19 protein-coding genes and 4 pseudogenes are annotated in these 24,442 nt (G+C 41.8%); 7 read left to right on the top strand and 16 right to left on the bottom strand.

Translation table 11 applies throughout. The features are described from left to right. The first annotated feature begins 187 nt into the window (after positions 1 to 187). From HMPREF3108_RS08720 to HMPREF3108_RS08750, 7 genes and pseudogenes are all read left to right on the top strand, one after another. Positions 188 to 1,096, top strand: coding sequence for an ABC transporter ATP-binding protein (locus HMPREF3108_RS08720; protein ID WP_048777368.1), 909 nt, complete (start codon positions 188 to 190; stop codon positions 1,094 to 1,096). Between the two features lie 16 nt (positions 1,097 to 1,112). Continuing rightward, positions 1,113 to 1,871, top strand: a complete 759-nt coding sequence (locus HMPREF3108_RS08725) for an ABC transporter permease (protein ID WP_048777369.1) — start codon at positions 1,113 to 1,115, stop codon at positions 1,869 to 1,871. 37 nt (positions 1,872 to 1,908) lie between these two features. After that, complete coding sequence (locus tag HMPREF3108_RS08730) at positions 1,909 to 2,601, top strand: ABC transporter permease (protein ID WP_070494260.1); 693 nt, start codon at positions 1,909 to 1,911, stop codon at positions 2,599 to 2,601. Positions 2,602 to 2,743: 142 nt separating this feature from the next. After that, positions 2,744 to 3,651: pseudogene (locus HMPREF3108_RS08735) on the top strand (ATP-binding cassette domain-containing protein). Positions 3,652 to 3,662: 11 nt separating this feature from the next. Then, the gene (locus HMPREF3108_RS08740; RefSeq protein ID WP_070494262.1) at positions 3,663 to 4,358 is read left to right on the top strand and encodes an ABC-2 family transporter permease; all 696 of its coding nucleotides are present in this window, start codon (positions 3,663 to 3,665) and stop codon (positions 4,356 to 4,358) included. A 145-nt stretch (positions 4,359 to 4,503) separates the two neighbouring features. Further along, positions 4,504 to 5,436 (top strand): ABC transporter ATP-binding protein, encoded by a 933-nt coding sequence (locus HMPREF3108_RS08745; RefSeq protein WP_070494264.1) that lies wholly within the window; start codon positions 4,504 to 4,506, stop codon positions 5,434 to 5,436. After that, positions 5,429 to 6,151: a lantibiotic ABC transporter permease gene (locus tag HMPREF3108_RS08750; RefSeq protein ID WP_060553118.1), complete on the top strand. Its 723-nt coding sequence runs from the start codon at positions 5,429 to 5,431 to the stop codon at positions 6,149 to 6,151. The genes HMPREF3108_RS08745 and HMPREF3108_RS08750 overlap by 8 nt, the downstream gene beginning before the upstream one ends. Positions 6,152 to 6,239: 88 nt before the next feature. Here HMPREF3108_RS08750 and HMPREF3108_RS08755 read toward each other — a convergent pair. The 16 genes and pseudogenes from HMPREF3108_RS08755 to HMPREF3108_RS08830 form a co-directional block, all read right to left on the bottom strand. Beyond that, a pseudogene (locus tag HMPREF3108_RS08755) lies at positions 6,240 to 6,858 on the bottom strand (helix-turn-helix domain-containing protein). A gap of 121 nt (positions 6,859 to 6,979) precedes the next feature. Then, positions 6,980 to 7,213 (bottom strand): annotated as a pseudogene (locus tag HMPREF3108_RS08760) (hypothetical protein); the annotation flags it as partial. Positions 7,214 to 7,662: 449 nt separating this feature from the next. Continuing rightward, on the bottom strand, positions 7,663 to 8,538 hold the full coding sequence (locus HMPREF3108_RS08765) for a sensor histidine kinase (protein ID WP_048777376.1): 876 nt from the start codon (positions 8,536 to 8,538) through the stop codon (positions 7,663 to 7,665). Between the two features lies 1 nt (position 8,539). Next, a complete protein-coding gene (locus HMPREF3108_RS08770; protein WP_070494266.1) occupies positions 8,540 to 9,220 on the bottom strand; it encodes a response regulator transcription factor in 681 nt (226 codons plus the stop codon). Between the two features lie 382 nt (positions 9,221 to 9,602). Beyond that, complete coding sequence (locus HMPREF3108_RS08775; RefSeq protein WP_048777378.1) at positions 9,603 to 11,042, bottom strand: 6-phospho-beta-glucosidase; 1,440 nt, start codon at positions 11,040 to 11,042, stop codon at positions 9,603 to 9,605. Between the two features lie 208 nt (positions 11,043 to 11,250). Next, positions 11,251 to 11,511: a SemiSWEET family transporter gene (locus tag HMPREF3108_RS08780; protein WP_001291473.1), complete on the bottom strand. Its 261-nt coding sequence runs from the start codon at positions 11,509 to 11,511 to the stop codon at positions 11,251 to 11,253. 251 nt (positions 11,512 to 11,762) lie between these two features. Beyond that, complete coding sequence (locus HMPREF3108_RS08785; protein WP_048777379.1) at positions 11,763 to 13,337, bottom strand: ATP-binding cassette domain-containing protein; 1,575 nt, start codon at positions 13,335 to 13,337, stop codon at positions 11,763 to 11,765. A gap of 541 nt (positions 13,338 to 13,878) precedes the next feature. Further along, positions 13,879 to 14,226 carry a VOC family protein gene (locus HMPREF3108_RS08790; RefSeq protein WP_061596180.1) on the bottom strand — a complete coding sequence of 116 codons (348 nt, stop codon included), beginning with the start codon at positions 14,224 to 14,226 and terminating at the stop codon, positions 13,879 to 13,881. Between the two features lie 109 nt (positions 14,227 to 14,335). After that, a pseudogene (spxB, locus tag HMPREF3108_RS08795) lies at positions 14,336 to 16,112 on the bottom strand (pyruvate oxidase). Between the two features lie 451 nt (positions 16,113 to 16,563). Further along, positions 16,564 to 18,786: a heavy metal translocating P-type ATPase gene (locus HMPREF3108_RS08800; RefSeq protein ID WP_053794196.1), complete on the bottom strand. Its 2,223-nt coding sequence runs from the start codon at positions 18,784 to 18,786 to the stop codon at positions 16,564 to 16,566. Positions 18,787 to 18,796: 10 nt separating this feature from the next. Further along, the gene (locus tag HMPREF3108_RS08805) at positions 18,797 to 19,168 is read right to left on the bottom strand and encodes a cupredoxin domain-containing protein (RefSeq protein WP_002901455.1); all 372 of its coding nucleotides are present in this window, start codon (positions 19,166 to 19,168) and stop codon (positions 18,797 to 18,799) included. 18 nt (positions 19,169 to 19,186) lie between these two features. Beyond that, positions 19,187 to 19,582, bottom strand: a complete 396-nt coding sequence (locus HMPREF3108_RS08810) for a CopY/TcrY family copper transport repressor (RefSeq protein ID WP_046164964.1) — start codon at positions 19,580 to 19,582, stop codon at positions 19,187 to 19,189. A gap of 147 nt (positions 19,583 to 19,729) precedes the next feature. After that, entirely contained in the window at positions 19,730 to 20,362 is a 633-nt protein-coding gene (locus HMPREF3108_RS08815; protein WP_070494268.1) for an SGNH/GDSL hydrolase family protein, read from the bottom strand. A 5-nt stretch (positions 20,363 to 20,367) separates the two neighbouring features. Further along, complete coding sequence (locus HMPREF3108_RS08820; RefSeq protein WP_070494270.1) at positions 20,368 to 21,195, bottom strand: Cof-type HAD-IIB family hydrolase; 828 nt, start codon at positions 21,193 to 21,195, stop codon at positions 20,368 to 20,370. Continuing rightward, a complete protein-coding gene (locus HMPREF3108_RS08825) occupies positions 21,192 to 22,862 on the bottom strand; it encodes a MutS-related protein (protein ID WP_070494272.1) in 1,671 nt (556 codons plus the stop codon). Before HMPREF3108_RS08825 ends, HMPREF3108_RS08820 begins: the two co-directional genes overlap by 4 nt. A 122-nt stretch (positions 22,863 to 22,984) precedes the next feature. Then, positions 22,985 to 24,421 carry a glycoside hydrolase family 1 protein gene (locus tag HMPREF3108_RS08830; protein WP_048775461.1) on the bottom strand — a complete coding sequence of 479 codons (1,437 nt, stop codon included), beginning with the start codon at positions 24,419 to 24,421 and terminating at the stop codon, positions 22,985 to 22,987. Between the last annotated feature and the right edge of the window lie 21 nt (positions 24,422 to 24,442).

Genomic DNA, 24,442 nt, shown 5'->3' on the forward strand with positions numbered 1-24,442 from the left:
TCGATGATCAATCAAGGACTTACACAAGCTAGATATAACTGAAAAATTTCTGCTATTTGCAGGAATTTTTTTGCTAAAAAACTTTAGAAATAATTTAGAAATGCTTGAGAATTATTTGAAAGATTGGTACTATACTGGATAGTGAAAAGAGAGCTTCCTCTCCCTATCTATACAAGGAGAACTCATCATGGAAAATATTTTGGTTTTACAGCAAATTAGCAAGAAATTCGGCCAACAATATGCCCTGACCGACGTTAGTCTGACCATCAAAAAAGGTGACATTTACGGTCTTATCGGGAAAAATGGAGCCGGAAAAACGACCCTCATCAAGATTATCGCTCAGTTACTAGAGGCAGATAGTGGCAGTGTTTCTCTTTTTGGTTCTCAAAATCAAAAAGAATGGACGCAAGGCCTCAAGCGGGTCGGGTCTGTCATCGAAACGCCGGTTGCTCACAATCACTTGACAGCCTACGAAAATCTCAACTACTACTGCAAACTCCGCCATATCCCTCATGCTGACAAGGTTATCCAAGAAACCTTGAAATACGTAAACCTAACAGATACTGGCAAGAAGAAATTCAGAGATTTTTCACTCGGTATGAAGCAACGTTTGGGTATTGCTATCGCCTTGCTATCTAAGCCAGATTTGATGATTCTAGACGAACCGATCAACGGTTTAGACCCAGTCGGTATTAAAGAATTCCGTCAGATGGTCCAACGGCTCAACGAAGAATTGAGGATGACCTTTATCATCTCCAGCCACATCTTATCTGAACTCTATTTAGTGGGAACAAAGTTTGGCATCATCGAACAAGGCAGACTGATTCGAGAAATTTCTAAGTCTGAGTTTGAAGAGCAAAGCGAAGACTATATTGTTCTTAAGACTTCCAAATTAGAAGAAGCCAGCCGGCTTATTCATGACCAGCTCAATTATCGGATCAAGGTGGTCAATGCTTCTGACGAAATTCATATTTTCACTCATTCGCACCAAATCAGCAAGATTGTAGAAGAACTTGTAGGTGCAGGTCTACCTGTGCAAGAAATCTACTATGCACGTCAAAATCTGGAAAATTTCTTTACGGATTTAGTTGAGTAACAAAGGGAGGCTCATTATGAAAGACTTCATTCGTGCCGATTTTTACCGGCTCATGCGCTCAAAAGGCTTTTGGATTACTGAGTTTTTATTATTCTGTGTGATTTCCTCAGCAACCTTCCTTCAAGCAAATATTCATTTTGGAGCAAATATCTCCAGAAATGCGGCTGCTAGTCAATCTCTAGGAAAACTAACCGGCCTTCAAGCTTTGGACTATTTTGCAGGCAATACAGACAGTCTACTCCTTTTCACCATTATTATCATCAGTATGGTCCTTGGAGTGGATCTATCACGAAAGCTCTACAAGAACTGCCTCAGCTACGGCATCTCTAAACTCAGCTATTATTTTTCTAAGTTCTTTGTTTGCGTTAGTATCGCACTTCTACACCTTCTCTTTATTCTGGCTATCTCCTTTGTGACTGCCAGCCTGTCCAACGGAATCGGAACTGCCCCTAGCTCTTTTTTGCCTCATCTGGGCGCTGCTCTTTTCGTTCAATTTCTCAGCACCATCGCTTGGATTAGTATCATCTCTTTTGTCCTCTATGCCAGTCACTCTATCGTATCTAGCTTTTTAACCTATTTTATTGGCGGAGCCCTACTATCTATCCCTCTTATCTTTTATCCTGATAATGAATGGCTCCCCTATCTCACTCTACGTTTCAACACTGCTATGGCAGCTGATGGAGGAACTGTCATCAAGGCTATCCTTACAACATCAGCTGTCACCTTCCTCTTTCTCATTGGGGGACTAAAGATTTTTAAAACAAAAAATTTATAAGATGCTAGTAGTATTTTAAACAATAGGAGGAAATTCCATGTTACACACCATTCAGGCGGAACTCTTCCAGCTCATCCGTTCCAAACTTTTTTGGATAACAGAGGGTCTGCTCTTCCTCCTCATCTTCGTTAGCTCTTTTGGAGAAGCTAACTTTAGTTTGTATGTCTCTAAACCTTCTGGACAAGATGAAATAGTCAGTCAAGGATGGACAGGATTTCAAGCCCTCAATCAAGTCGCTCATGATTTCCTCCCCTTTGTCATGATTGCAGTTCTTGTCCTCACTACTTCTTTATTGGGGCGAGACCTGACCAAAAAACTCTACAATAATACATTAGCTAGTGGCCTTTCGCGAAAAGAATTTTATCTATTTAAAACTGCTACCCTTACAACTACTAGTCTTATTCAATTGGCTACCGTATTTGTCACAGCTTTTATCTTGGGAAGTATCTTTCATGGGCCTGGGATCATGCCAAAGGATTTCTTTGAGAATTTTTCACTATCCTTCTTTCGTTCCTTTGTCTTTATCATGGCCTGTAGTTCTGCCTTTGCCTGCCTACTCTACCTAACCTACTCTACTCTAGCCAGCTATCTAATTTTTTTCGTCCTGATAATGCTTCAGGCTAGCCTCCACGCTCTTTTCCCTCAACTAAATTCTGATTTCTTCACATTCTTGATCCTTGCCGGATCCCTTTGGGGTGGCTATCAGGCCTTCCAACATCGAGACTTATAAATTTACAGAGTTAGTCCCTGACTAGCTCTTTTTGTTTTTCTTTGTATTTCATATTTCTTTAGAAATACTTTAAAAAGACTTGAGAAATATTTGAAATTTGGTTTGTATACTATAGTTAAACCTAAGAAAGCGAGAATATGCTATGCAAACTGTTTTAGAAGTAAAGCAAGTTACCAAACAATATGGCCAACAATATGCGCTTGATCATGTCAGTCTTTTGATCCAAAAAGGCGATATTTATGGACTGATTGGCAAGAATGGGGCTGGCAAAACCACTCTTCTCAAGACCATTAGCCGGCTCATTCATGCCAACAGCGGAACCGTGTCTGTCTTTGGTTCGCAGAACTCTAAGGAATGGAACGAAGCCCTGCGCAAGATAGGAACCGTTATCGAAACACCGGTCGCTTACAATCAAATGACTGCTTATCAAAATCTCAACTACTACTGCAAGGTCCACCAGATTGCCCAGCCCGACCAGCTCATCAAGGAAACCCTGGCTATGTCGGATTAGGCAATACTGGTAAAAAGAAATTCCGCAACTTTTCGCTAGGAATGAAGCAGCGCTTGGGAATCGCTATTGCCCTTATAAGCAAGCCTGAACTCATGATTTTAGATGAGCCCATCAACGGCCTAGATCCGCTTGGCATCAAGGAATTTCGACTGATGATTCAGCGACTCAACCAAGAATTGGGAATCACTTTTATCATTTCCAGCCACATCTTATCCGAGCTCTATCTGGTAGCCACCAAGTTTGGCGTGATTGACCAAGGACGACTCGTCGCAGAATTCACCAAAGACGACTTTGACCGAGCCAGTGAAGATTATATCGTCCTCAAGACCAGAGATAGAGATCAGGCTGCCAATCTCATCCAAGGCAAGCTCCACTATCAGCTCAAGGAAGCTGATAAATCTGACGAGTTGCACATTGTCGCCCAAGAACAGGAACTAAATGACATCAACAGGGAGTTGGTCTTATCCAACATTCATGTCAATGCTATCTATGCAGCTCACAAAGATTTAGAAAAATACTTTACAGATTTAGTCCAGTAAGGAGAAAAAACATGTTACATACTTTTCAAGCAGATTTTTACCGTTTCTTTCGTTCCAAGGCTGTTTGGATTACCGAATTCATCTTTCTACTGACGACCTTGAGCGCAGTCTTTAGCAAATTAAATGCCGTCCAGCTGATACAAGCTGGCTCCAGCGCAATCGGTAATAATACATTTATAATCATTATCCTCTCTATGGTCGTCATCGGGACAGATCTGAACAAGCAGCTTTACAAGAATACTTTAACCAGCGGCGTTTCCCGTACCAGCTTTTTCATCTCTAAAGCCCTAGTCATGGTCTGCGTAACCTTCTTGCAGTTGGCTCTCTTTTATAGTATCAACTTTATCCTAGCGACCATTCTAAACGGTATTGGTGATTTATCCGCCACCTTCCTGCTTCAGTTTACTCTTCTATTCTTTATGCAGTGCCTGACTGTCATGGCTTGGACAGCCATTATTTCCTTTATTCTTTATCTGAGTAAATCTATGATTGCTGCTCTGGGAGGTTACCTTTTCTGCGCATCTTTAACTGGAGCTCTTGCGCAATTATACCCCAAATCTTTATGGCTGCAGCATTTAACCATGAGCTTTGACTTTGAGACACTTCAAAGCAGTGGCGTAACCTTGAGAATTGTTCTCATCGCCTTGGTCTTAGGAACCGTCTTCACCGTAGCAAGTCTCTATACTTTCCACAAAAAAGATTTATAGTAAAAAAAGGAGCTGGTTCTTAACTTGCTCCTTTTAATTTTTTCATTTCATATTTCTTTAGAAATACTTTAAAAAGACTTGAGAAATATTTGATAATTAGTTTGTATACTAAAACTATAAACAAAGGAATTAAAGGAGAAACACCATGCAAAATGTTTTAGAAGTGAAAGGACTGACTAAAAAATACGGGGATCAATATGGTCTGAAAGATGTCAGTCTTTCCATCAAAAAAGGAGAGATCTACGGTCTCATTGGTAAAAACGGTGCTGGTAAGACCACGCTGATCAAAATTATCACTCAAGTCATCTATCCTAGCGGAGGAACCGTATCTGTCCTGGGCTCTCAGAGCCAACAAGAATGGACAAAAGCCCTCAGCCATACTGGATCTGTCATCGAGGCCCCTGTAGCTCATGCCCACATGTCGGCCTATGAAAATCTGCGCTACTACTGTACCGACCGGGGCATTCCAAATGCTGACAAAGTCATCAAAGAAACCCTTCAATATGTCGGCCTGACCGATACTGGAAAGAAAAAATTCCGCAATTTCTCTCTGGGGATGAGACAGCGGTTGGGCATTGCCATTGCCATTTTGGGGCGTCCCGACTTGCTCATTTTGGACGAGCCCATCAATGGTTTAGACCCAGTTGGGATTCAGGAATTTAGAGAAATGGTCAAGCGCCTCAATCAAGAACTGGGCATCACTATCATCATTTCCAGCCATATCCTGTCCGAGCTCTATCTAGTAGCAACTCGTTTTGGATTTATCAATCAAGGGCATTTTATCAAAGAGCTGTCTAAGGAAGAATTTGACCAAAAAAGCGGCGACTATATCATCCTCAAAACGGATAATATCCAGCAAGCTGCTCATTTAGTGCAAGACAAGCTCGGCTACCAGCTCAGACCGACCAACAAGGAAGATGAGCTGCATATTTCCGGCCAAGTACAAGAAATTCGCAAGATTGCCAAGGAATTAATCCTAGCAGATATCCCAATCGGGGAAATCTACTACGCCCACAAAGACTTAGAGAAATACTTTACAGACTTAATCAACCAAGAAGGAGGGAACACCCATGTTTAATAGCATCAAGGCGGATTACTACCGTATCTTCCGCTCCGTAGGATTCTGGGGAGTGCAGGCTTTCTGCATCTTTGGAATTCTCCTCGCCATTTTCACTTCCCAAGCCGTCAGTTCCGACAACGGTATCTTTTTTGCCATATATGCCGTCACCTACAATATTGGCATGCTCTTTATTGCCTGCAATGTCATGACTAGCTTGCTTCTCGGTGTTGATCTCAATGACAAACTTTATCACAATAACCTGACTACAGGCAAGACTCGGACCCAATATTACTTCTCTAAAGCACTGGTTATCGGCAGCTTACTTCCTCTACAGTTCATACTGCTCTACACTTTTGGTATTGTCATCGAATTTGTCCGAACCGGCGGTAATATGGGAACCCTACCAGCTAATTTCTGGGGACAATTCGCAATACTCTTTGTCATGCAGATCATCTGTACCTACGCTTGGTACTGCATTACCAGCTTTGTCCTCTACTTGACTCGAAACTATAGTGTCGTCTTTATCACCTATATCATGACCTACATCTTACTCGGTCTCCCTAGTCAAATGTTCGATGCCAATAATGAATGGTTCAAGGCTATCAAGATGGAGTTCTTCTACGAAGACGCTTCAATACCAGGTGTCATCGCCAAAACAGCTATCTTTGCTCTCAGTCTAATCACGGTCTTTACCATAGCAGGACTGGCTACACTGAAGAAGAGAGATTTGTAAAATAAAAACTCAGCTAATCACTAAATTAGCTGAGTTTTTTTGAGCGGATTTCACCCCTTCTGGTCTAGCCCGCTTTATCGGCTTTCTTTCACTGCTTCCAATCTTTGCTTTTTCAAGAACAGACTGATGCAGACTCCTAGGATAAGGTAGAAAATGACAAAGGCAAGGCTAGCTGCTAGACTAGTCGGATATGGAAAGATCTTGCCCATAGGAAAAAGAACATTAGATAGAAATCCGAGAGGAACAAAAAGCAAGAATAAAATCAAGGCTAGCTTAACCTGAAAAGAAGGTCTTACCTCGGATAGATTGTGGCCTGTTCCCCACACCAGTAGCCCTACTCCCTGGACGATCAGCACCGGCGTTAGCAAGACACTAACCTTGAGAAAATCAGCTAGGATAATGGAGAGGATGATTCCCAGACCGACCAAGCCAAGAGTGAGTTGATAGCAAATATTGCTGGCAATTCTCCTGTGCTCGATTGACTGCTCTTCCTCTTTCTGGACTACAGGCTCAATTCCCTTGAGCAGATAGTCTGTAGTCACCTCAAAATAGTCACTCATGGAAATGATCTTATCCAAATCAGGCATACTCTGCTCGCTCTCCCACTTGGAAACGGCCTGTCTGGACACACCGATTTGGTCGGCTAGCCCCTCCTGCGAAATGCCCCGCGCTTTTCGCAGGTACTGGATTCTGTCTGATAGATTCATGGATTGTTTTACCTACTCTTTCTTATTTTTTATACTTTCTTTCATTGACACTTATTATAGCACAAGGCGAAGACACCGCAAAGTCTGCCTGTCACCTCATCATACAATGCTAGGTTTATTCTTTTTCTTTGTTCATATAGCCAAAGAAATCTTGGTAAATGGTACCGTCCTTGTCGAAGACTGCTGTCGCCATGCTAGCCGATGTCTTTTCATGTTCCTTGACATAGTCTTGGATTTTCTGTCCGATTTGGCTATAGGATGTCTCAGAGGGAAGTCGAGCCTCATCAGCAGCAGCCGATAAAGCAGTTAAAAATAAAAATAAGATTAGCATAATGAATAAAGGAACTTTCTTCATGCTTTTTCCTCCTTCAAATTAAACTCAAGTTTTTAATCAAAATCCTCAAAGACAGCGATTCGTTCATTCCGAAATCAAAAACTTGGCTTCTGCTTTCAGATTAACAAAAAAGCCAGTTGCCTTTCTAGCGACTGGACTTGGAATAAAGAAAAAATCTAGTTGCTTTTTGGGTGATTGAACTTGGAATCATTGTCAACTGTCAGTTGCAAGTCAGTTATATCAAGGGTTTAGAGCAGTTGGTTGATTTTTCACTTTGACAGGCAAAATGGCCTCTCTAAGATAATTGACTTTTCAAATCACAAAACAAAAATGCATTTTTATCAAGCCTTTCTTTGGTTTAATCTAAAAATAAACCTCAGCCAATTCAAAAATTAGCTGAGGTTTATGAGCGGATTTTAAGGCTAGCTGATAGAGCTGAGCCTTCCTTATTTTGCTTTTTCAAGTCTTTTTTACAAGGTCACAACCAGTTCAAACCAGTCGTCTTCGGCTCTCATGGTCAAGTCCCCACCTAGGATTTCGACTAACTGCTGGGTGATATAAAGACCTAGACCAGAGGACTCCTCACTGCTGGAGAGATTTTCTGAATAGAAACGGTTGGTTAATTTATCCAGGTGCAAGATTGGTTGTTGAACGATATTTTTGACGATAAAGATACAGTGCTCTCCGTCTTGTTTCAGAGAAATACTGGCAGCCTTTTGACCATGCTTAAGGACATTACTTATCATATTTTGGACAATACGCTCCAAAATATCAGGATCCGTTGTCAAGGTCAAACCTTCAGTCAAATCAAGATCCAAGTCAATCTGAGCTTTCTGAAAGGCATCGTAATAAGCAAAAAGTTGCTGAGTCACCAGCTGAGAAAGATCCGTCTTAACAAAGGTTGGGCGAATAGCTCCCTCCATCAGTCGGCGATACTCCATCAAGGCTTCTAGCCGTTTGGATACCATCCCCAGACTATCCGCAATCTTGACTAGTTGCTGACTCTCTTGGTTATTTTCTTTTAATAGTTGCTGGGTATAGCCACTAGCAATGGTCAAAGGCGTCCGGATATCGTGAGCAATATTACTGATAGCCATGTCCAGAGTCTTTTTCTCTTGCTGCACCACAAAGGTCGTCTTATCCAGCTCCTGAAAGATCTCCTCAACCTCTTCAGTCAGCTCTAGAATACTTGCTACATGGACCGATGGAGCTAGCCTACTAGAACTAGCCTGTTGACGCTTTTGCCGGATTTGCTGGGCTACATCCTTAACTGCTATATGATAACGTATCAAGACAAGGACTAAAAGTAGGCAGATAATGGCCAATAAAAATGCAAGAACTCCCATTTCAGTCCTCCTTGAGTCTTACACCTAGGCCCCAAACTGTTTCAACATACTCTTCGGATGGATCCAGCTGAGCCAGCTTTTTACGTAGGTTGCTAAGATGAGTATTGAGGGTATTGTCCCCAGGAAGATAGGCTTCTTCCCATACAGATTCAAACAAAGCTTCTTTAGTAAAGATTTTTTTAGGATGGCGGAGCAAGAGTTGAAAAATTTGAAATTCTTTCTTACTCAAACGAATCTCTCGTTCCCCACAAACAGCCTGAAAAGTTGCTGGCAACAATTGAATATTCTTAAAACAAAGACTTTCTTCCTCTGCCGATGTGACTTGCTGACTACGCAACTGAACTGTTACACGGGCAAAGACCTCATCCAGATTAAAGGGCTTGACAATATAGTCATTGGCTCCATTTAAAAGATACTCACTGACAAGCGACTTCTCTCCCAAAGCCGTCAGCATTAGAATAGGCACTTGGCTGTTAGTCCTGCGAATTTCCTTCAATACTTGGTCACCATTCTTACCAGGCAACATGATATCCAGCAAGACCAGATCAGGCTTTTCCCGCTCAAAAACAGCCAGCCCTTCTGTTCCCGAATAAGCCGAGTATACTTCATGTTCTTTCTCAAACAGACTTGTCAGAATCGCATGAATATCATTATTGTCTTCAATCACCAGAATTCTAGCCACAGTCCTTCTCCTCTGTTCCATTTTTACTATTAGTGTAGCAAGGAAAAAGCCGTAAGTCAATGAAATGTCATCTTCGTACAAAACTTTAGAAATATTTTAGAATTTCTTGAAGAATATTTGAAACCTGTTCCTTACAATGAAAGAAAGCAATATTTCTGGATCGCGTGTAGAAAGGAAACAAAGAATGATTAGAGTATTTTGTAGAGTTATCTTTAGAAGTATAAGATTCGCTATTGAGGATTTATAAAAGAAAATTTATTTACACTATTTCTTTTTAGGGTCATAATGCTTGGGTTCTCCCAGTTCTCATCCGATTCAGTCTAAGATCGGAATGGGGACAAATCAAAAACAAGGCTGAGACATTCATATCTCAGCCTTTTTCTTATTTCACAGACGCTCCGTTAGTCGCGATGACTTCCTTGTACCAGTCAAAGGATTTTTTCTTAGATCGCTTGAGTGTTCCCTTGCCTTCATTGTCCCGGTCCACATAGATAAAGCCGTAGCGCTTCTTCATCTCGCCAGTGCCGGCTGATACTAGGTCGATACAGCCCCAGGTCGTGTAGCCCCACAGCACCACACCGTCTTCATTGATGGCTTCCCGCATAGCCTTGACATGGGCCGCCAGATAGTTAATCCGGTAATCATCAGCCACATAGCCATTTTCATCTGGAGTATCCACTGCACCCAGACCATTTTCCACGATAAACATAGGCTTTTGATAACGATCCCAGATGGTATTTAGCGTAATGCGCAAGCCCAACGGATCAATCTGCCAGCCCCACTCAGAAGCTTCCAAATAAGGGTTCTTGAGAGAAGCAAAGATATTACCCTCGGTCAGCTCATTGACCTTAGGGTCGCCTGAAGCCACCCGGCTAGAGTAGTATGAGAAGGAAATGAAGTCCACCGTATGCTCCTTGAGCAGCTGTAGGTCTTCTTCTGTCATCTCGACAGTGATGCCCTCGCGCTCCCAAGCTTTCTTGGCATAGTTGGGATATTCACCACGCGCCTGCACGTCGATGAAGAAATAGCTTTTCCTGTCTTCCTCCATACCAGCCCATACATCGCGTGGATGGCAGGTGTTAGGATAATTTTGACCCGCCGCCAGCATGCAGCCTACCTTATTTTCCGGGTCAATCTCATGTGCCAGCTTGGTAGCAATGGCTGAGGCTACCAGCTCATGATGGGCCGCTTGGTACTTGACCTGCTCCTCATTTTCACCTTCTTCAAAGCAGAGCCCAGCCCCCATAAAAGGTGCATGCAGGATCATGTTAATCTCATTAAAGGTCAGCCAGTACTTGACCAAGCCCTTGTAGCGGGTAAAGAGAGTCCGGCAGAGACGCTCGTAAAATTCCAGCATGAGACGATTCCGCCAACCACCATATTGCTCAATCAAGTGCATGGGACAGTCAAAGTGAGTAATGGTCACCAAGGGCTCAATGCCGTACTTGTGGCATTCCTTAAAGAGGTCTTCGTAAAATTTCAGACCAGCTTCATTAGGCCCCAGCTCATCTCCCTTAGGAAAAATCCGGCTCCAAGCAATGGACAGCCGATAGGTCTTAAAGCCCATCTCACCAAAGAGGGCAATGTCCTCCTTGAAGCGATGGTACATGTCAATGGCTTCCTTGGCTGGGTAGAAATAGCCGTCCTCAAAGTTAAACATCTTTTTCTTACCAGTGATGATGGCCAGACGGTCCTCACCAATCGGCACCACATCTACGTTAGCCAGCCCGCGACCATCCGCATCATAAGCTCCCTCACACTGGTTGGCAGCTGTCGCTCCGCCCCACAAAAAACCATCAGGAAAAGTCAGTTTTTCAGTCATATTTCTACTCGCTTTCTAATTGCTTGTTTATTTACTTATATTATAGGTCATTCTGTAAACCTTTTCTTATAAAATACTGTGATATACTGATACTATTCTACTATTTAAGTTGATCAGATCCTTTTTAAAAAAATTATCCTCTCAAAAAAAGCAATAGTCTCCTCTGAAACAAAAAAAGAAGACTGAAAACCAGTCTTCTCCGTTCCTTTTAAATCAAAGCCGTGATAGCCGTTACGAGGCCAAAAACAATCCCAGGTGCATTGGCTGCTGCAAGTGGAATATCTCTTTCTTTTTTGAAAAGTCCATAGTAGACCCAGAGACTGCAGTTGATAGCTGCGACCAAGGGTTGGATGAAGTTTCCTTTTTGACCAGCCAAGTTGTTCATGATTTGTGGGAAGTAAGACACATACATCATAACAGACATGAAGGTCGCTACCCAACCTAAAATTTTCATTTGTTTTTCAGACATTTTTATAGCCTCTTTCATTTTTTGCTGAATCATATTTTATAATCTTTTTTCAAAACAATCAAGACTTTGAAGCTTTTGTTATGAAGATGTAAACTATCACAATCTTGTGATAAGAAATAAGAGTGAAGTTGGGAAAAGTATTTATAAGCAGAAAAACGAATATTTTTATGTGCTGAAAAATCTTGATACTGGGTCTTTTATTGCTGAAATATTTACTTCATTTTATGATAAAACTGACTTTTGGGCCAGAATTAATATTTTCCTAAATCTACAACTTGTTGATATCTACTTTCATCATCAATATGATGGGCAATTTCTAACATCATAACAGGAAGAGAAAATAGTAGTTCATGTACCATGAGGGCGTTTTCTTTATCTAGGGTTGCTGTCACTTCATCAGCTAATAATAGATTTTTTCTACGAAGAAGAAAGCGTGCCAATTCAATCCGCACCCTTTGTCCCCCAGAAATATTCTCCCCGTTATTCTTGATAATAAAATCCAGCCCACCTGTCAATTCAAAATCTAGTTTGACTTGTTTCAAAACAGCAAGCAGCTCTTCCTCAGAAAATTCTTGTCCTAAGGTCAAATTGTAACGCACTGTATCGTTAAAGAGAAATGGGTGTTGGTTAATAATTCCTATACTGGATACAAAACTTGATGTACATTCATTAACAGTTGTCACGCCGATAATTTCTCCCTCATCTGCTATTTCTTCTCTAGTAATGAGTCGGAACAAGGTTGACTTACCACAACCACTCGGTCCTTTGATTAAAACTTTCTGACCTGCTTGAACATCCAAGTTTAGATGAGTAAAAAGCTGTCTGTCACCATAGGATTTACTTAAATTTTTAATGTGCAGGGCATGCAATTCTTGCGCATCTTTTTTATCTATCTGTTTTACATCTCCAATTTCTAATATTCCAAAAATCTTATCTGCTGTCGTTTTTGCCCCTTGTATATCTACAGCATCATACATAATAGTCTGAATAGGGCTCACTAGCTGACCTGCTGCGATGTACATGGCAACAAGACTTGCCACTGACACTTTCTGCCCGGCCATAGCAAAGTAAAAACCTAAAACAAGTGGTAAAACTTGGCTCAAAAAGACCATAAAACCGTTGCAAAAGAAAATAACATTATGGGTAAAGCAAAACTTTTGAATTGCTCGTTGATAATTTAGATTAATCTTCCAAAATCTGTTCTGATTTTCAGAAATTGCTTGGTTCATGAGTAGAGTATGTGCTCCTCGGATACTATCAGATACTTGATTATGAACTTCTACTCTGCCTTGCGCCATGTCATCACCAGTATGTTTGAGTCTTTTATTCATCAAGAACTGAGGAATAGGACGTAAAATAGTGAAAAAGACAAAAATGCTACCTAGCAACAAATTTTGCGAAATAATATAAATCGCTGTTAGTAATGCAACAAAGCTCCAGCAAATGATATTGACGTATTTTTCTAAGTAATTATCCCCCAAATACTCCATATCTTGTGTGAGCATGGTGATTTTTTCATCTTCGCTAAAATCTTTATTTGTCATCAGCTTGTCAAATAAATCTGCCCTCATATTCATTTGAATTTCACGACGAAAAACATTATGTGTATGATTACAAAAGAGCATTAAGCTATACAGGACAAAGTATACTGTAAAGCCAAAAACAGCAAACTGTATGATTTTAGAATAAGTCAGTTCTCCCTGATTTAAGGATAAGGCTTGTGATACGACTAAGGGTTGAGCAAGAGCCAAACCTCCATTTGCCAGTGCACCAATGATAGTATAAAACTTCGTTTTCTTATCCAGATAGTGAAATATTTTATTCATAATGCCCTCCTAGAAAAAGAGAGAGGCTAGCACTCCTCTCCATTTTTATTATATAAATTTAACAAATATTATAATCTCATTATTCCTATCTTCTATCTGTTTTAAAAATTTGTTTACCTCATTTACTTCAGGAAAATATTTATTCTCTTCTAAATAGGCAATATATTCACTTTCAGTTGTTTTATTTTTCTGTATAGTCTGCTTTAATTCATTCGTGATTAAAAATGAATGATTATTTTTAGTATTAAAATATACACTACCATCTTCAGTATCATACCTTAAGACACATCGTGATAACTTTCATATTACCACCTCTTTATCTTTGCTTTATTTTAAATACATTATACAACTATTAAAATAACAATTCAAGAAAAATCAGAATATTAGAAAAGTTCTACATTTTAATAATATTCAATCGAGTACAAACTAATTTCAAATTCCCTTATCTACTACTATACATGCCGTACTATCACATTTCTGTTCGTCGAGACACAATCTCGCTATTCCTTCCTCTAAGGTTAACTTCAAATGACCACGCATCCTATTTCATACGATAAAAATCAATCACTAAACCAGCAGGGCCTTTAACTAGTAGCGATTCTGTTCCCCAATCAGTTACAACTGGGCCGTATAAAATCTCAGCACCAAGCTCTTTCAACCGTTGGTAGTTCTGCTCTACATCCTCAACCTCGACATGAAGAATGATTCCAGACTGAAAATTTTCCAAAGGAATCAAATGATTTTGGGACAACATGAGGCAGTGACTGCCAATCGTGAACTGAGCAAAACCCTCGTCAACATAATCGGACTTTTTATCCAAAATACGCTCCAAGTCAGCACAGACTTGAGGAACATCTGAAACGATGATATCTAATTGATTTAAATTCATTTACTCTCCTCCATAAAAAGACCGGATTACTCCGATCTTTTCAAGTTTGACTCTTGAAAATCAAAGAATAAAATCTACAAAGTTTACATTTGATTTTCGACGAGAGAAATTATTTGATTGCGCGTGATTGCAATCCTTCTTCTTCCAAGAAGAGGCGGAATGGTACGAGTTCTTCTGCTTCGTATTTTTCCTTGAAGGCTTTGATTGCTTCTTCTGAGTGAAGTTTTGGATCCAATTCAAGTACTTCTACTGGAAGTGGACGATGTTGAGAGATGCGAGCATCGATCACAACAGTTTTACCTTCTTTGTTGAGTTTCACAGCTTCTGCAACAACTGCGTCGATGTCTTCGATACGATCAACTGTAAATCCAACAGCTCCTTGAGCTTCAGCGATTTTCGCATAGTCAGCATTAGGGAAGTCACAACCAAACAAGTGTTTGTTTGTGTCTTCGTATTTGTCCTTGATGAAGGCATATTTACCATTTGAGAAGACAACGTTGATAACTGGAAGGTCGTATTGAACGGTTTGTGATAACGTCTGGGTAGCACATGTTGAATGCACCGTCACCCATGATGTTCCATACTTGGCGATCTGGATTGTCTTTCTTAGCAGCGATACCACCAGGAAGGGCAATACCCATTGTCGCAAAGAGTGGAGATGTACGCCACATGTTCTTAGGTGTCATGTGAAGGTGACGAGTAGATGTTTGAGTAGTGTCACCTACGTCGATTGAGTAAATAGCGTCTTGATCAGCATGTTTGTTGATTGCATTGTAAACTTGGTACAATTGCAATTCACCCTCAGTTTTACCTTCGAGTTTATTCATGTAATCACGCCAGTTTTGGTTGTTCTTAACGTTTGCACGCCACCATGGAGTAGACTCAACTGGGTTTACTTTATCAAGGATAGCTTTCGCTGCTTGACCTGCGTCACCAAGGATTGAAGCGTCAAGGGCATGACGTTTACCAAGTTTGTAAGGGTCAATATCGACTTGGATGAATTTTTCAGTGTTCTTGAAGGCTTCGTAAACTTCAGCAAATGGGAAGTTTGAACCAAGGAAAAGAACTGTGTCTGCTTCAAAGACCACTTCGTTGGCTGGTTTCCAACCAACACGGTAAGCAGAACCTGTCAAACCTTCATAGTTCCATTCAAAGGCTTCAAAGTTTTTACCAGTTGTGATGATTGGTGCTTTGATTTTACGTGACAATTCAGTAATCACTTCACCTGCTTTAACACCACCGTAACCAGCATAGATAACTGGACGTTCAGCATTGTTCAAGATTTCAACAGCTTTGTCGATTTCAACTTCGTTCAAGGCAGGAGCGATGAATGAACGTTCGTATGAACCTGAACCGTAGTATGAGTTTTCGTCGATTTCTTGGAAACCGAAGTTTACTGGAATTTCAACTACAGCTGGACCTTTTTTAGAAACTGCGGCACGGCAAGCTTCGTCGATTACTTTTGGCAATTGCTCAGCGTAAGCTACACGTTTGTTGTAAACAGCGATACCGTTGTACATTGGATTTTGGTTCAATTCTTGGAAGGCATCCATGTTGAGTTCGTTAACTGGACGTGATCCAAGGATAGCAAGGAATGGAGTGTTATCCATAGCTGCATCGTAAACACCGTTAATCAAGTGAGTCGCACCTGGACCACCTGAACCAACTGCAACCCCGATTGAGCCGCCAAATTTAGCTTGCATGACCGCAGCAAGAGCACCTGTTTCTTCGTGGCGAACTTGCAAGAAGCGGATATCTTTGTCTTCAGCCAAAGCATCCATGAGTGAGCTGAGTGTTCCTGATGGGATACCGTAGATTGTGTCTACGCCCCATGTTTTCAATACGTTGAGCATTGCTGCAGATGCAGTAATTTTCCCTTGAGTCATAAGAATAACTCTCCTTCAATAAATTAAATTTTCAGTTATTGAAAACATTTTCACTTGTGAATGAAAACGCTTCAAGAAACTTTACTATATCAATTTACCATGTTTTTTCTCACTTGTATAAGAATATGCTCAGAGATGCTCAATCCCTATTACATAACAGATGCTCTTTTTTGAGAAAATTTCACAAACTATAGTAGAATAGGATATTTTATTATAATTTGCATGCACCTCTAAGACTTGTAGCTGTAGGAAATCGAACAAAAAGAGGCTGGGACAAAAGTCCTAGCCTCTCAATTGTCTTTGGATTGTCGAGCAAGACGCAGTGGTTGAGTGGGCTCTACTACATTGATTTCATTAGCTTTTACAGCCCTACTCAAATGTGCGGAGGTGAGACGACGAAATCGAATTCTAACGAATTACCGATTTCTGTCCCACTCTCTTTTTGTTTCATTTAATCAATTTTCTCAACATTGAGAAGCAGCGAGCTAGTCAAAACAGACAAAGAACTAAGGGCCATAGCAAGACCTGCTAGTTCTGGATTGAGGGTCAATCCCAGTCCTACAAAGACTCCAGCAGCAATTGGAATCCCAAGGATATTGTAGATAGAGGCCCAGAAGAGATTGAGTAAGATCCTGCGGAAGGTCTTTTGACTCATGTCAAAGGCGCGCACAACGCCAAGTAAATCATTTTGCGTGAGCACGATGCCACCGGACTCGATCGCAATATCCGTTCCAGATCCCATAGCGATCCCCACATCCGCGATCGAGAGAGCTGGAGCATCATTGATCCCATCTCCAACAAAGGCGACCTTGCTAGCTTCTTGCAGTTTTTGGATGGCGCTAGCTTTTTCTTGAGGAAGGACATCAGCAATGACGGTGTCAATTCCCACTTGCTTAGCAATAGCTTGAGCCACCCGTTCATTATCCCCCGTTAACATGACCGTTTTCAAGCCCCGTTCTTTGAGCTTTTTGATCGCTTCTTTTGAGCTGGCCTTCGGAGCATCTTGAATGGCAATCAAGCCAATCACTTGCCCATCCACAGACAAACTGATCACTGTTTTGGCCTGCTCTTGCAACTCTACCATCCGTTTTTCAAGCTCCGGATCCATCGCTGTCCCGTCATGAAGTTTGCCATTTCCCAAGGTCACCAACTGCTGGTCGATCTGACCTTGGACCCCTTTTCCTTCAATCGCTTGGAAGTTTTCCACAGGGAATAACACCAAACCTTTTTCTTCTGCTTGGGATAACACCGCTTGGGCTAGTGGATGTTCTGAAAAAGTTTCAAGACTAGCAGCCAGTGTCAAGACACGCGCTTCATCTCCTACAACATCGGTTACAAGTGGTTGGCCAATGGTAATAGTCCCTGTCTTATCAAACACAACGGTTTGAATCTTTTGCACTTCTTGAAGAACTGTTCCATTTTTAATCAGAACCCCCATCTTGGCACTACGGCCGGTTCCGACCATCAGGGCTGTTGGGGTTGCTAAACCAAGGGCACAAGGACAGGCAATAATGAGGACAGAGACTGCATAGAGCATGGCCTCTTGAAGCGACGCGCCCAGAAGCACGGACCAAACCCAGAAAGTCGCAATGGCCAAAATCGTCACCACTGGAACAAAGATACCTGAAATCTTATCCGTCAAATCTTGAATAGGAGCACGACTGGATTGGGCCATTTTGACAAAGTCCACAATTTGAGATAAGAGGGTCTCACTACCGACTTTTTCAGCCTTAAAGAGAATGGTCCCATTGCTGTTGATAGTGGAGCCGATAACTGCATCACCAACTGATTTTTCCACAGGCAAGCTTTCACCTGTCACCATCGACTCATCAATGGTCGTACTTCCTTCTACAATCGTCCCATCAACCGCAATCTTTTCCCCAGGACGGACCCGAATCAAGTCATCAATTTGGATATCTTCCGCCGCCACCTCAACATAGTTCCCATCACGGAGAACTTGAGCCGTTTTTGCCTGCAAATCCAACAACTTTTCCACAGCCTCGGAGGCATTGTTACGCATCCGTTCTTCAAAGATTTGCCCTAAGAGGATAAAGAAGATGATAAAACCCGCAGCCTCAAAGTATACTGGCTGACCAGTAAAAAGGGCAAATACACTATAGACATAGGCTACCAGGGTTCCAAGAGCTACCAAGGTATCCATATTGGAATGGTGCTTCTTAAATGAGGCCCAGGCACTCTTGATAAAAGGAACTCCTGCTACCAACATGATCGGCGTTGTAGCTAGAAAAGTCCCCCAGCGACTGACTGTATGGGATACAAATCCTGCCATCATCCCGATCATCAAGATCAATAAGGGAAGGGTAAAGATACTAGTAATCCAAAAGCGACCCAGTAAACCTAAGACACGACGGCTTTTTTCCACAACCGTGTAGGAACCCTTTTGCATCTTCATTCCACATGAAAACTCGAAGTCCCCTGTTTCTGTCGGGGTAAAGGATATCACCTTATCCACACCGACTTCCAAAGGCTCTAAAATCCCCTGATCTTCAAACAAAATTTCCTTGTAACAGCCGGAAGGATTGACCCGATGGAAGGTGATTTCAGCAGGGATCCCTTTTTGAAGTTGAAATTCCTTTGGACTATAGCCTTTTTCTGCTGTAATACGGATCTTTTGCACTCCGTTTTCCACAACTGCTTTTTGTTTTTCTACCATACCTACTCCTTTATTCCACAATCATGTGACCATGCATCATGTTCATTCCACATGAATACCCATATTCGCCCGCTTTTTCTGGCGTAATTTCAATGACATGTTTTTCACCTAAAGGCAAATCTTCATGAACGCCAAAATCTGGAAAGATCACTTGAGCCAGACATGAAGATGGATCCTTGCGATTAAAGATGATCCGGGCTGGAACATTCTTTTTCAGGACAATGGTTTCAGGCGAATAGCCCCCCATGACTTCGACTTCAATTTCTTGATAACCTGATTTCTGACGAGCGTGGCCGCTTACCTTTTCATGCTCTGCAAAGAACCACCAAGCAATAAAAGCAACCACAAGTAAACAAACAATACTAATCAACAATCCAAACATGGAATTTCCTTCTTTCTATTACATACAATTGCAAGGGACTGTTTCGACAGCCTCTGCTTTCTTTTCTTCCAGGACCTGCTGCAGCTGATTAAGATCTGCAAGCGTAAAGTCACTCGCCTGAATCAAGTTTTCAAGCACCTGGACAATTCTTTTTGAGCAAACCTTGTCTTTCACCTCCTCAACCACCAAGTCTAAACTCTGGTCCTGCGTCAACAAAGCCGAGTAAACAAAGGCTTTGCCTATTTTTTCTCTAGTCAAGCACCCCTTTTCCACCGAGCGCGTCAAGAGAGTCTTGATGGTCGACTTCGACCAATCAAAGCGCTCGGACAAGACGGCGATCAAATCCGTGCTGGTCTGCTTGCCTTCCATCCAGATAATCTTCATGATGCGCCATTCCGCATTGGAAATTTGCATAGCTTCTCCTTTCAAAATCTACATTTGTAAATCTTATGATGCTATTTTACCACTAACATTTACATTTGTAAACAAAAAGTTTTAAAAAAACAAATCTTCCTTTAAAGATTTGTCTGGTTGGGCTTTTTTCGCTCCCTATTTTTATCTCTATAACGTCTCCTGCAAAGCCTTGGACAGGGCTGCATAGCCAGCAATGGTCAGATGGAGACCATCTGTTGTGTAGTCTGGGCGCAGCTGGCCTCCCTCGTCCAGAAAAGCATCGTAGAGATCGATAAATTGGACATTCATGTAGGCGTTAGCCAGCTGGCGATAGGCCTGATTGAGGTCCTGAATCTTCCCGTTCGTCCTGAGATAAACTGTCCCCTTGTACTCTTCTCCCTCATTCACTGGCAAGACTGATAGAAGCTGGATCTGGGCCAATGGGTACTCTCTGGAAATCTTCTGAATCACTCCTTCAAGATTTTCCAGTGTCTCAGACTGAGGTATTTCTTTACCAATATCATTGGTTCCTATTAAAATAAAAACCTTATCTAAAGCAGAACCAAAGAGGTGGGCATCAAGGTTGTCTAGGAGCAAATCCGTCTTGTAGCCACGAATTCCACGGTTAATCAGGACCTTATTCGTCTGTAATAGTTCCTGTAAAGGGTAGTATTCTACGATGGAATCTCCGATAAAAATAATATCTGGTTCCTTAACGGATACTTGATTCAATTCTCGGTATTTATCCTGCATTTTTGCCTGCTCTTTCAAGAGCCATTCTTCTAATAATTGTACTGCCATATTCCCTATCTTTCTTTTAAATACTGCTCTAAAACTTGAAGAACACCTGCCTCATCATTACTTGGTGCAATATATTTGGCCATTCTTTTGACTTTTTCTTCTCCGTTTTCCATAGCAAAAGAATAACCAGCCAATTCAAGCATTTCTATATCATTTTCGCTGTCGCCAAAAGCCATGATTTGATCAGCGTCAATCTTCCAACGCTCCATCAAACTACGCAGTCCCCAGCCTTTGTGGATTCCTCTTGGCAATAGATCAATAGCCCCGTAGCCACTGGTAACTGCATTGAGTCGCCCTGCAAAATCTTGATTGATTCTCTGTGTCACAGAACTAGTCTGCTCTTCATCTACTACGATACTCATTTTTATAACAGCTTCTTTATCCAGCTCCTGAAAATCACTGAGAAAATGAATCTGCCGGTAGAATTCCCTGGCTCTTTCTTCCGTCATAATTCTATCTACAATAGGAAAGTCCATTCCTTCTAAGGTGTGAGGACCATTTTGCAGATTAGCAACCAAATGGTAATTTCGTTCTCTGCTAGCAAAATATTCTAAAACATCCTGGACCAGATGGCTATCCCAATGCTGCTCCACAATCTTGTCTTCCCCTTCGAAAATTCGGGCGCCATTAGCTACGACAAAGGTAATACGATTCGCCAGTTCTGGACCAAAAAGATTTCGCATCCGACCGATTTCATTACCAGTAGCTACTACAAAGCGAATGTCTCTCTTATCTAGCTCATCTAAAATAGTAGTCAAACGAGGCAAATCTAGCTGTCCCTGGCCATCCAGCAAGGTTCCATCCATATCTGTCGCAATCATTCTGATGCTCATACATTTTCCCTTTCTTCTGGCAAATGCCACTGACCGCTAGTTTCATAGTCTTCTATAATTCTTCTAGCCCCATCCGTTATTTCCTTGGGATAATGAAGGCTTTCAAGTGTATTCACTGCATTTTTGGTCAGGGCACTCCCCTCTTTAATCTGATAATCAAACACAATTTCTCCATCACGGTATTGACTGTCAAAGTGAAATTGGTCATTTAAGTCTCCAGAAGTAGCCACCAACTCCACATCATGACTGGAAATCATGTATAGACAGTGACGCCCGGCCAGCCATTTTATAATACCTAGACCTGCACCAATCCGCTCAAGAGTGTTGGTCCCCTTAAAAAGCTCATCGATGAAGAAATAATGGATTCCTTCTTGTTCCAAACTCTCTAGCATCCGCTTAATGGTGCGACTCTCAGCAATAAAATAGCTGTCGCCTGTCTCGATACTATCGCTCACATCCATGGCTGTCAAGACCGAACCATAGGCTAGGTTGAGACTTTCTGCACAGGCAAAGTTCAGGCTTTGAGCCAGGAGAGCATTAATAGCAACTGTCCGTAGATAAGTAGATTTTCCAGAAGCATTGTCTCCGCTGATCATGATGTTTTTGGTAAAGCTGACATCATTGCTGACTGGCTGACTAAGTAGTGGATGATAGAGTTTCTTGCCCTCTATTCCAGCCTCTTCACAAAAACTTGGCTGGCAGTAAAAGGGAAGAGATTCTTTGTAGTTCAAAAGGCTTATAGCTGCTTCCAAGCGACCGAGAATATCTAAAACAGACTTTGCCTCCTGCTGATGGTGAAAAATTTGTCTGGAAATATAGGATTGAGCCATCTGAGGAATTAGGAAAATCATATTCAGATAGAGCAAGATGATTTCTAACTCTGACCCACCTGTTTGATTTTGAAAAACTGAACCAAATACCCTAGCAGCACGGAAAGGTTTGATAGATGGCTTTAAATGTTCGTGATCTGGGAAATTCAAGCCCTTCATTTTATCAGCTATATAGAAAATCCTGACTAAGTAACTCATATTTTCCAGCTTCATAGACAAAGACCAGCGTGTCATGGCTGAAAAGATTATATTGACCACTAGGCTGGTCAAAAATAGAACTAGGCCTAGTGAATCAGCTACAAATATCAGACCCAAGGAGATAATTGGCAACAAACCTAAGAGGATATAAAGAGGCCACCAGTAATTGGGCTTGATGGGCTGTAAAACTAATTTCTTGGCATGATTGTAATTCTTCTTACCTAACTGAGCAAATAAAACTTGCAGATCCAAGCGCTCCTTGGGATGGTTTTTCAAATAGCTCTGCAATTGTTCAAAAATCGGATCTGCTTCAAAGCGTTGCAACCTCAGTTTACTATACAAGTACTCAGAACCAAGACTAGACTGGGCCCCAGCATCTATCTTAGAGAAAATATCATACAAATCCAAATCCGACCAGGTTTGATCGTCTACTAAGCTATCGTATGACTGAAGTTCCATTTCCAGCAGAAGAGACTCACATAGACTCGCTTCGCTATCGGCTTTAGCCAAACGATTAGAACTTCCCCAGTAGCCTGCCAATTTTTGTTTAAAACGGTGACGACTCACTATTCCAATAATATAAATCACGACACAAATCCCTAGAATGAAGAACAGGATTTTAAAAGAAGAATCAAACATAAGAACTCCTTAATAGCAATTGAAATAATCTCCCTCATTATACTACTTGATATAGTAAAAATCAAAGAGCCATTTGGCCACGAACAGTTAAAAAGCGAGTCCGAAAACCCACTTTTTACTCTTTAATGATAGAGACTGTCTCCATTCGTCGCAATGACTTCTTTGTACCACTCAAAAGATTTTTTCTTATAACGGGCTAGAGTTCCGCTACCGTCATCGTTGCGGTCAACGTAGATAAAGCCGTAACGTTTGCTGAGTTCTGCCGTGCTGGCTGAGACCAAGTCAATACAGCCCCAAGTCGTGTAACCTAGCAGTTCTACGCCATCTTCCAGCGCTTCTCCCACCTGCTGCAAGTGCTGTTTAAGATAATCAATACGGTAGTCATCTTCAACCGTTGGGCCATTTGGACCATCCACCAAGACATCCTTGGCACCGAGACCATTTTCCACGATAAAGAGAGGCAACTGATAGCGGTCATAAAAGCTATTTAGCACCAAGCGCAGGCCGACTGGGTCAATCTGCCAGCCCCATTCTGAGCTAGCCAGATGAGGATTTAGGATGCCACCTAGAAGATTGCCTCGGCCAGAAGAATAATTTTCCGGATCATGAGCTGCAACCACACTCATATAGTAGGAGAAGGAAATAAAGTCTACAGTATTTTCCGCCAAAAGCTCTTTGTCACCCGGCGCAAACTGAATCTCAATCCCGTTCTCCTTGAAGAAACGATTGATATAGGCTGGATATTTTCCACGCGCATGGATATCAGAGAAGAGGTAGTTTTGATTTTCAAATTCCCGAGCCGCTAGCACATCTTCAGGCTTAGGTGTCATAGGATAGGCCGGCATAGCCAGAACCATACAGCCAATCTTAAAATCAGGATTGATCTCATGACCGATCTTCGTTGCCAAGGCAGACGCCACTAGCTCATGATGGACTGCTTGATAGAGGTCCTGTTTGGACAGATCTTCAGCTGGCGTGGCAATGCCTCCGCTCATAAAAGGCGCATGGAGAACAGAGTTGATTTCATTAAAGGTCAGCCAATACTTGACCTTGTCCTTATAACGGGTAAAAACCGTACGAACATAGCGCTCGTAGAAGCCGATCAAATCACGGTTGGCCCATCCATTGTACTGACGCGCTAAATGCAGGGGCGTTTCATAGTGAGACAGGGTAATCAGTGGCTCAATACCATATTTGGCCAACTCATCAAAGAGATTGTCATAGAATTGCAGACCAGCTTCATTGGGCTCCAGCTCGTCTCCGTTTGGAAAAATCCGAGACCAGGCAATGGAAGTCCGGTAGACCTTGAAGCCCATCTCTGCAAAGAGAGCAATGTCCTCCTTATAGCGATGATAGAAATCAATTCCTTCCAGCTTAAGATTATCTGCTGTCGGCCCCTCGGTAATCAAAGGATTGCGATCACCTGGCTTGGCTGGCACTCCGCCTTTTGGAGTCACGTCTTGAACAGACAGGCCTTTCCCATCTAGATTATAGGCACCCTCATATTGATTTGCCGCCGTTGCACCGCCCCAGAGGAAATTTTTAGGAAATTTAGCCATTGCATTTCTCGCTTTCGTTTT

It is taken from the genome of Streptococcus sp. HMSC10A01 (genome assembly GCF_001807785.1).
GTDB lineage: Bacteria > Bacillota > Bacilli > Lactobacillales > Streptococcaceae > Streptococcus > Streptococcus gordonii.